This window comes from Caballeronia arationis (genome assembly GCF_001544975.2).
In the GTDB taxonomy this organism is placed as follows: Bacteria; Pseudomonadota; Gammaproteobacteria; order Burkholderiales; family Burkholderiaceae; genus Caballeronia; species Caballeronia arationis.
The window spans coordinates 1-9378 of the sequence record NZ_FCOG02000183.1 but is presented as its reverse complement, the minus strand read 5'-3'; the positions used below and the strand labels follow the sequence as shown (position 1 = coordinate 9378).

At 56.4% G+C, this 9378-nt stretch carries 9 protein-coding genes and 1 pseudogene; 7 read left to right on the top strand and 3 right to left on the bottom strand.

Annotation, left to right across the window (positions count from 1 at the left end; all coding sequences use genetic code 11):
- Positions 1-248: hypothetical protein (locus tag AWB81_RS47570; protein ID WP_235026120.1), on the bottom strand; the 248-nt coding region annotated here is incomplete at its 3' end.
- Between AWB81_RS47570 and AWB81_RS37995 the strand changes: the two genes are divergently transcribed.
- Together AWB81_RS37995 and AWB81_RS37990 are read left to right on the top strand one after the other, a co-directional pair.
- Positions 234-1100, top strand: a complete 867-nt coding sequence (locus AWB81_RS37995; RefSeq protein WP_087135471.1) for an IS5 family transposase — start codon at positions 234-236, stop codon at positions 1098-1100. The two genes, AWB81_RS47570 and AWB81_RS37995, sit on opposite strands and share 15 nt — an antisense overlap.
- Before the next feature lie 184 nt (positions 1101-1284).
- Positions 1285-1698 (top strand): annotated as a pseudogene (locus AWB81_RS37990) (transposase); the annotation flags it as partial.
- Position 1699: 1 nt separating this feature from the next.
- On the opposite strand, the gene AWB81_RS37985 reads toward AWB81_RS37990, so the two are convergent.
- On the bottom strand, positions 1700-2662 hold the full coding sequence (locus tag AWB81_RS37985; RefSeq protein ID WP_062643206.1) for a 2-hydroxyacid dehydrogenase: 963 nt from the start codon (positions 2660-2662) through the stop codon (positions 1700-1702).
- Positions 2663-2949: 287 nt separating this feature from the next.
- Between AWB81_RS37985 and AWB81_RS37980 the strand changes: the two genes are divergently transcribed.
- From AWB81_RS37980 to AWB81_RS47565, 5 genes are all read left to right on the top strand, one after another.
- On the top strand, positions 2950-3708 hold the full coding sequence (locus AWB81_RS37980; protein WP_062643204.1) for an SDR family oxidoreductase: 759 nt from the start codon (positions 2950-2952) through the stop codon (positions 3706-3708).
- A 58-nt stretch (positions 3709-3766) separates the two neighbouring features.
- Positions 3767-5086, top strand: coding sequence for an MFS transporter (locus tag AWB81_RS37975; protein ID WP_062643210.1), 1320 nt, complete (start codon positions 3767-3769; stop codon positions 5084-5086).
- A 14-nt stretch (positions 5087-5100) separates the two neighbouring features.
- Positions 5101-5508 (top strand): VOC family protein, encoded by a 408-nt coding sequence (locus AWB81_RS37970; protein ID WP_062643202.1) that lies wholly within the window; start codon positions 5101-5103, stop codon positions 5506-5508.
- 94 nt (positions 5509-5602) lie between these two features.
- Positions 5603-6847: a citrate synthase gene (locus AWB81_RS37965; RefSeq protein ID WP_062643199.1), complete on the top strand. Its 1245-nt coding sequence runs from the start codon at positions 5603-5605 to the stop codon at positions 6845-6847.
- Between the two features lie 297 nt (positions 6848-7144).
- The gene (locus AWB81_RS47565; protein WP_235026119.1) at positions 7145-7294 is read left to right on the top strand and encodes a hypothetical protein; all 150 of its coding nucleotides are present in this window, start codon (positions 7145-7147) and stop codon (positions 7292-7294) included.
- 489 nt (positions 7295-7783) lie between these two features.
- Here AWB81_RS47565 and AWB81_RS37955 read toward each other — a convergent pair whose 3' ends face one another.
- Positions 7784-9214 carry an IS1182 family transposase gene (locus AWB81_RS37955; RefSeq protein ID WP_062643197.1) on the bottom strand — a complete coding sequence of 477 codons (1431 nt, stop codon included), beginning with the start codon at positions 9212-9214 and terminating at the stop codon, positions 7784-7786.
- Positions 9215-9378: the final 164 nt, after the last annotated feature.

Sequence of the window (9378 nt, the reverse complement as noted above, 5' to 3'; positions counted from 1 at the left end):
ACCGCCTTGCGACTTGCGACCATGCTTTTCGCAACCTTCTTCACTGCTGGCTTTGCCGTTTTCTTGCCAACGATGCGCTTGGCCGGAGAAACTGGTGCTCCCTTCGCTGTTTTCTTGACCAAGTGGTTGCGGGTTTTTCCAAGCAGCCGGATTTGTCTGCGAGCCGCGTCAGGACAGGCTGGCGGGATCGGTGCAGTCGGATCGGTTAAAGTCGAGAGTTTGCGGATGCGAGAATGGCTGGAAACCATGGCTGGCAAACGATTCCGACAAAATTGGGCGTGGCGCAGTTCGAGCAATTTGTCTTGCCGCATCTGAGCCGGGGGCGACGTGGACCGCCACCGACGCTGTCGCTGCACAAGCTGTTCAACTACATCCTGCAGGCGCTCTATATGGGGTGTCAGTGGAAAATGCTGCCGATCGGCACCAATGCGAAGGGGCTGCCCGAGATTCACTACACGCGGATCTACCGGGCGTTTCGCCGCTGGCAGACCGCGGGTTGCATGGATGCTATCTTTGCGGGATCGGTCAGCAGGCTTCATGAAGACCAGTTGCTGGATCTGACGGTCATTCACGGCGATGGCACGACCACGGCGGCAAAGAAGGGCGGCGACAACCTCGGTTACAGCGGCCACAAACATCTCAAGGGCGACAAGGTTGTAGCCCTGTGCGATCGCCACTGCAACGTCATCGCGCCGTTCGTGACAGCCCCGGGAAACCGCAATGAATCGCCCCTGCTGCGCGACGCGCTGCCCCGACTCAGCCAGATCGCGCGCGTCATCGGCATGGACCTGCAAGGCGCAATCGTTAGTCTGGACGGCGTCTACGACTGCCGGACCAACCGCAAGGCGATTTTCAATCGCGGCATGGTCCCCAACATTCCCGAGAACCCGCGTGGACGCAAAACCTCGAAGCGCGGGCGTAAGCGCCACTTTGATGCGGGGATCTTCGAAGAGCGCTTTCGCACCATCGAGCGCGTGTTCGCCTGGGAAGATAAATTTCGCCGTCTGCTGTTGCGCTTTGAACGCATCAGTGACGTGCACTATGCGTTCAAGACCCTCGCCTATACGCTGATCAACCTGCGCCACTACTGCCGCAACTGATCTCACGTTCAGCCTTTGCGCAGCATCATCGGTGCGCCGCAGGCGTGCTCAGCCTCAAGATTCCTTCATGTTCGCATACCGAAACATCTCGTCGCATCTTGCCATTTCTTGCCCGACATGGATGTGCGCCTCGGGTTTGTCGGCCGCTCTGTGGAAAATCAGCGCCGAAACTAGCAACCAGTTGGAAATCAGGAAACGTATTGTTGGCCGAGCGGTTGATAGCGTCCCAAAATCACAAAAGGTGAAGCAGGCAGCAGTCAATGAAGTGTGCACCAGAGAGCAAAGCGCTCGCGTGGTTGCCGAGAAAGCCGGTGTGAGCCGGCCAACGTTGTATAACTGGAAGAATCAGTTACTCGGTCGAGAGGTTCCAGCATCTATGAAACGCAAAAGGAAGCCAGCGTCGGACCATGAGCGTGTGGAGCTGGAACAACAGGTCGTATCGCTTCGACGCGACATCCGACAGCTGCAGCTTGAGCACGATATTCTGAAGAAGGCGAACGAACTGATAAAAAAAGGGATGGGCGTCAACCCGCAATTCCTGAGCAACCGGGAGAAGACGATGCTGGTTGATGCCCTGAAACAAATCTATTCGTTGCCAATCACGCCGGATTTAGGGCGCTTTTACCACTAAGCACGGCCGCGACGTTATCTAGTGCGGTGAAACCCATTTGGTCGCGCGTCTCGACCGTGGCGCTAGCCATGTGAGGTGTCAAAAACACGTTCTCCAGACTAGCGAATCGCGGGTCGACATTCGGTTCGTTCCGGTAGACGTCAAGACCAGCGCTAAAGAGACGTCCGGATGTCAACGCGTTGTACAGGGCATCTTCATCAACGAGCGCACCACGTGCGGCGTTCACAAATACGGCGCCCTTTGGCAAGGAATCAAATTCCTCTTTCGTCATCAAAGGTTCTCCACCACCAGGAACGTGAAGCGTAAGCACCTCAGAATGCGGCAGCATTTCGCGTACGCTAGGATAGAACGTCGCGCCGTTCTCCAATGACGGGGCGGCACGGACGATGTCCGTATAAATGACTCGCATGCCGAAGCCTTGCGCGCGCCTGGCTACCGCGCGTCCGATACGCCCGAACCCGACGATGCCAAGCGTCTTCCCATTCGCACGCTTACCTAACATCTCTGTCATACCGAACGACTTTCCCCAACCGCTTCGCATGATTTTCCCATACTCTGCCGCACGACGGCAGGCGGCCAATATCAAAAGCATCGTAAAATCCGCGGTGCATTCAGTCAATGCATCAGGCGCGTTCGTCACCGCAATGCCTTGTTTGCGCGCGTACGCCACATCCATGTGATCGACACCTGCGCTGGCATTTGCAATGATTTTGACTGTCGGGGGCAGCGCTGCAATATGTTCCTTTTGTAATCCAGACTTCTTGCCGACCAGAACAGCCTGAACATTATGCGTTTTGCAGAAGTCGACAACGGACCAGGAATCCATGTCGGATTCGGTCACGTAGGCTTGAAATTCGTCGATTGCGCGGGCCGCTACAGCTTGCGGAACCCGTCGGGCAATCAAAAGCTTGGTACGGTTATTTTCCGGCATGGTGTTTTCCTTGATTGAAAGATTCCCCAAAGACTACGAAATGGGATCGCCGCTGGTCAATGTTGATTGGATGAATCAATAGAACCTTATCGATATCTTGCGCAGTCACACCACTTCGCCTGGTCGACAACGCACGCCCTTCCGTTAAGATCTCAGGATCAGGTAAAACCCTGATCCGATGCCCGGCTGTAGGGCCCTCTGATGTTGATTGACCGAATCAAGATTGCCCCGCGTCGTAAGCCGGTGAATTCTTCATTCACGGCAATCAATAACGAAGGGGATTTTTGATGTCTGCACCAAAGAAATTCGCAGCAGTCACGGGCGCTGGATCTGGAATCGGACGCGCTGCCGCCATCTCACTGGCCGCCGCCGGCTTCACAGTGGCGCTCATCGGACGCCGGGAAGAGCCGTTGCTCGAAACGAAGGAGGCGATCTCGGTGGCTGGCGGCAAAGCGGAAGTGTTTCCCGCTGACGTTGCCGACGAAGCCTCGGTCGATCGTGCGTTTTCGCGGATCGCGCAGGAATTCGGCCGTCTCGACGTCCTTTTCAACAATGCGGGGCGCAACGCTGGCGCCGTGCCGCTGGAAGAGTACAGCCTCGACTTCTGGAACGATGTCGTCGCGACCAACCTAACGGGTGTGTTTCTGTGCGCTCGCGCTGCGTGGCGTCTCATGAAAAACCAGAACCCGCAAGGCGGAAGGATCATCAATAACGGCTCGATTTCCGCGCATTCGCCGCGCCCACAGACGATCGCCTACTCGGCGACAAAACACGCCGTGAGCGGCATCACCAAATCGCTCGCTCTGGATGGACGCCCGTTCAATATCGCTTGCAGCCAGATCGATATCGGCAATGCCGCCACGTCGCTGACGGACCGGATGACACGCGGCGTTCTGCAAGCAGACGGGACCACGGCGCCGGAAGCGCGGATGGACGTTACGCATGTCGCGAATGCAATTGTTCATATGGCGAGCCTGCCTCTGGAGGCCAACGTTCTGAACATGACCATCATGGCGACCACGATGCCTTTCGTGGGCCGTGGATAAATCGTCTTTCCTGCCGCACAAGAACAACAACACGCAGGACTTTGATCAGGAGACACCGATGAAAGTCGTAGAGGAACAATTCACTGTACCGGACGACGCGTCTTACGCGGCGGCGGCAAGACCGTCGAAGGTCAGATATGTAGTGCTGTCTCTGCTGCTGGTCGCGACGATCCTCAACTATGTCGATCGATCAGCATTGGGTATCGTCGCGCCGAGTCTGTCGAAGGATCTGACCCTCGACAAAATGCAGATGGGCGAACTTTTTGCCGCATTCGGGCTAGCCTATTCGATCGCTTTGGTGCCGGGCGGAATATTGACGGACGTGGTGGGCTCGCGTGTCGCCTATGCGATATCGCTCGTCGGCTGGTCGATCGCGACCTTCACGCAGGGCCTTGTGAGCAGCTATCACATGCTGCTCGGTTCGCGGCTCGCGATGGGTGCACTTGAAGCACCCGCTTTTCCGTCCAATGCGCGCTCGGTGACATTATGGTTTCCCTCGCAAGAGCGCGGCTTTGCCACCAGCGTCTATGTGATGGGGCAATACATCGGAACGCCAATTTTTACCGGCCTGTTGCTGTGGATCTCGACGCTTTATGGTTGGCGGTCGGTCTTTTTCGTGACGGGTGGTTTTGGCATTCTCTTCAGCGTATTGTGGTTTCGTGTTTATCGAGACCCGTCCAAGCACCGGAAAGTCAACGAACGCGAGCTCCAATACATTAATGAAGGACGCTCGGCAGCTACCCAGAAACCACGCGAGAAATTCAATTGGCGTCTGGCGCTCAAGCTCCTCGGTTATCGCCAGATTCTCGCAATCTGTATTGGGAAATTTTGCAACAACACGCTGCTCGTGTTCTTCACGACGTGGTTCATGACCTATCTGATCGAAGCGCGTCATATGTCGATGATAAAGGTCGGAATTTTTCAGGCCCTTCCCTTTCTTGGGGCGACGTGCGGCATCCTTTTGGCCGGATCGCTGTCCGATTTCTTTATCCGACGCGGCGTGTCGATCTCGACGGCTCGCAAAGCACCCCTGGTCATCGGTACTTTGCTTGGTTCGACAATCATCTTCGTCAACTTCGTCCAGTCTAACGAACTCGTTATTGCTATCCTGACAATCGCATTTTTTGCGCAAGGGGTGGGCTCGATGTCATGGGCGGCCGTGTCGGAAATCGCACCTCGACAATACGTCGGTCTGACTAGCAGCATCACCAGTCTGGCGGCAAATATCGCAGGCGTCACGACGCCGCTCATGATCGGCTATATCACGCATCACACGGGACACTTTTATTGGGCCTTGAATTTGATGGGCGTGTTCTGCCTCATCGGCACGCTGTCGTATTCGCTTCTGCTTGGCAAGCTCACCCGAATCGAACTCTGATCAAACACACCACCATGAATCAAGACCGCACGATCGAATTCAAGTGGGACCATCTGCAGCTGTGTTCTAGCGATGCTGAAGCCACAGCAGCCTGGTTCGCTCGTTGTCTAAGCGCTGAGATCATCCGCCGTCCTGGTCGGGTCGATCTACGCATCGGCAGCATCAATCTGTTCATTACGCCACTGGCGGATGCGCACACGGTCCAACTTCCAACGGACGCGCGAATGCAGGGCATCGATCATTTCGGCGTGACCGTTGATGATCTCGACGCGGCGTTCGACCACCTCGTGAAGTGTGAGGCGGACATCGTCGAACCCATCAAACAAGTCCGTCCGGGCGTGCGTTGCTGTTTCGTCCGATCGCCTGGCAACATCCTGGTCGAAATTCTCGAACGCAGGCCGAGCGAGATGACATTTAGCTGAAAAAGCGACAGAATTGAGGCTCAAATCATGGTGCTCCCACGCGGCGTGTGAGCGTCATGCCATTTAGTCTCATTGGACGTGGCGCCTCAATCTCATGCGAACCTGGATCACCCTCATCGAAGCGGCGCGACAGCTCGGCGTACAAGCACAAACCGTTTATGCCTATGTCAGCCGAGGCAGCATCGCCGTGATTCCCGATCCTCACGATCCACGCAAGAGCCTTTATCGTGCCGAGGATGTTGCCGTGCTTTGCCGGAAGAAACAGGTGGGCCGCAAACGTGAAGCGCTGGCCGCCGGCACGATATTCGGCTCAGAACCTTGCGTTTATAGCGGCATCACAACTTTCTCGAAAGGCCGCGCCTTTTATCGTGGACGCGACAGCATCCTTCTTTCGGAGACCGCAACGCTTGAAGATGTCGCTGGCATCCTCTGGAACACCCAGACGCCGGTTTTCTTCGAGACTATTGGTATCTCGCTCCAGGGAGACGAGCGTGGCAGGCAATGTGCATTCACGAGCCTCGCTGCCCTGGCGGCCAACGGGCATTCCACGCACGGGCGAACGGACAGCGCGCTACACGCGGAGATCGGAAGACTCGTGGCTCTCGTGGCGCAGGCGTTTGGGGCACAAGGTGACGCGAAGGAGAAGTTCATCCACGAACGTCTGGCGCAAGGCTGGGGCCAAGGTAGTGAAGGCGCCGATCTCATTCGCAGGGCATTGGTGCTGGTGGCCGACCACGAACTGACGAGTTCAACCTTCGCTGCAAGAATCACGGCATCGACAGGCGCATCTTTACCTGGCTGCCTGTTGACCGGTTTGGCCACGTTTTCAGGACCTCTGCACGGGGACGCATCGGGTCGCGTCCGGGCCGTGTTTGACAACGTTGAACGATTGGGTCCTGAACAGGTCGTCGGTCACCATTTGCAAACCGCGATACCCATTCCAGGCTTTGGACATCATCTCTATCCGGATGGCGACTCTCGAGCGCGGGCATTATTAGATCGCCTTACCCCGCCGACAGAGATTGCATCGTTCATCGAGAAGGTTGTCACGCTTACTGGATTATTGCCGAATGTCGATGTCGCTCTTGCTGCGTTGGCGGCACAACTTAAGCTCCCGCGTGACGCCTCGTTTGCACTATTCGCAACTGCCCGTAGCGTCGGACTGCTCACGCATTGCATCGAGCAACTTAGGGTTGGCAAAGTTATAAGGCCACGTGGCCGCTACACCGGACCCGCTCTGGAAGAAGGGAGCTTGGCGCCAAGCAAAGAGAAAGGTCATAGTACGCCTGATACTGCCACGCTCGACAAGAATCGAGTCTTCAGACCGATCGCTCGCTAAGAGTTCTTGTATCAGGGATTTAGGACGGGCACGAATTCTAATGCCTGGGTGAATGAGCCTGCTACCCGATGCTACGGGTGCTGCAAGGTAACTGCGCATTATGAGCGCGTGCACTGTTGCTGCTGTAGGCTTCTGCCAATATGAGGTGGCCTACGCCCGCAGAGGCGGCGTGCCCCTGATCAGCATGGACCTGATCCGGAGGCTTGGCTTGGTGAGCGGATTTACGGGGGCCTGTTCTTCTATGTCATCTCCGCTTTCTTCCTGACGTTCTCCGTCTACCTCTAAGCGGGCCTTGGGATGACCTCATTCGCGACGGGGCTGGTCGGCGCCTTCATCGGGCCGCTGACGACCCCGCTTGCCATCCGCCTCTTCGGCGATCGCGTGCCTGCCATCGGCATGATGCTCGAGGTCGCCGGCTGCACACGCCCTACGATTGCGATATTCTGAAAACCGCTGCCCGCTGAAAAGCGGGTTGTGTTAACCGTCTTGAACCCAGAAATTCTGACAGTCCCAAGAACGATTGCACGAATTTTATGATGCTTACCTCCGGGCTTTATTGTTCGCAATACCCAATTGCGTTCGGTGATCAAGGCTTAGACCTAAGAAAGCGAGCAATTAGGCGACAAGTGAACATGTCATTGTTGTCGATATACGCATTGGACCAACGAATGAGTGGTGCCCGAAGGTAAGGGTCTGTTCCGTCCCCTAAGCGGCCGGGCTCGCCTCGGAGCGCAAATGGCACCTGTGGGTCCCGTGTCCGGCCGGCCAACGTCGGGCGGCAGCCGGCAAGTTCCGGCCCGGACCGTGTCAAAACGCATAGCCGTCGGGAATTTGACGACACGCTGTCTCGGCGCAGATCGCGGCATTTTGATTGCGGCACTACAACGGTCCGGTCAGAGTTGAACACATTGCAAGGACCCATCCGCCCCGCGGGCTTCACGCCCGCATCGCTCTCGTAACCGTTTCTGAACCGATTAGCTTGATAACCCGCTTCATGTTGTAGGCGAGCACGTGCAAGCTCATCTCTGTGCTCACCCGCTCGATAGCGCGCGTTAGGAAATGAGTTGCTCCCATCCAGGCTTTGATCGTGCCGAAGGCATGCTCGACAGTCTGTCGTCGGATACGCATCATGTCCGGGGCGAGATCAAGCCGGACCTGCATCTCTTCGAGCAATCCTTCGTGCTCCCAGCGCGCTACCCGGCGTTCGGTACTTGGTGTGCATTTATCTTTCAATGAACACTGTTGGCACAGCGAGCTCCAGTAGCGATCTAACTTCAGGCCACGCTCAGTTGTCCTGTAGCGCCATACGAGACGTTCGCCAGCCGGACATCGATACTCGTTCTTTTTAGCATCGTAAATGAAATCTTCTTTGCCAAAGCGGCCGTCGAAGGTCGCGCCCGAGGTCTTCGTCTTGGGAACAAACGCCGTAATGCCGGCCTCGTGGCAGGCGAGTATCTCTTCGCTCTTGTAATAGCCTCGATCGGCTACAACCGTGAGTTTATCGACACCCATTTCCGTACGAGCCAACTTGGCCATCGACGTGAGCTGGTCACGATAAATGCCGCTGTTGGTTACCTCATGCGCGACAATCAGATGGTGCTTTGCGTCGACCGCTACCTGGACGTTGTACCCGACGACGCCTGTCCCCCGCGTCTTCATCGAACGCGCGTCCGGGTCCGTGAGCGACACTTGCTTGTCCGGCGCCGCGTCGAGTTGAACTTCAACTTGCTTGAGGATTTGCATCTGCTTCTTGAGAGCCGCAATCTTGTCTTGCAGCCGTTCCGTCTTCGCCTTCGCGACCGTAGGTTCCTGCCGATCGGCGGTGTCCATCTGCACAAGATAACGGCCGATGCTTGCCTCGATATCCTGCATTCGCCGTTCCAGCTTCGCGCTCGTGAAGTTGCGGTCGCGATGGTTCACTGCCTTAAACTTGCTGCCGTCTATCGCAACTAGCGCGTCGGCGAACAGATCCAGCCGTTGGCACAGCACAACGAACTGACGACAAACGCTGCGGATCGCTTTGCCGTTGTCTTTGCGAAACCGCGCAATGGTCTTAAAGTCTGGTGCTAAGCGGCCCGTAAGCCACATCAATTCAATGTTGCGTTGGGCTTCGCGCTCAAGGCGACGACTTGATTGGATACGATTCAGGTAACCGTAGATGTAGATCTTAAGCATCACCTCCGGCTGATATGAAGGCCGGCCGGTAAGTGCTGGTTCGACGCCTTCAAACCCAAGCTTCTGAAGATCAAGCTCATCTACAAAGACATCGACTACGCGAACAGGATTCGTGTCCGTCACATAGTCGTCGAGAGCTTCGGGAAGAAGAAAGCTTTGCGTACGATTGTCGCCTTGAACGAACCGCTTCATTCCGCTCACGCCCGCTATCTATCGGGGGTGTCCCGAATTTTGTGTAAACAGGTTGTGGTTTAACGGGGCATCAGCCTGTCCTCGAACTTCAGCGCCAGGTAAAACAGCTTGGTCACGGCGTCGTCGGTCGGAAACGAGCTGCGGGTCTTGATCACCTTGCGCAG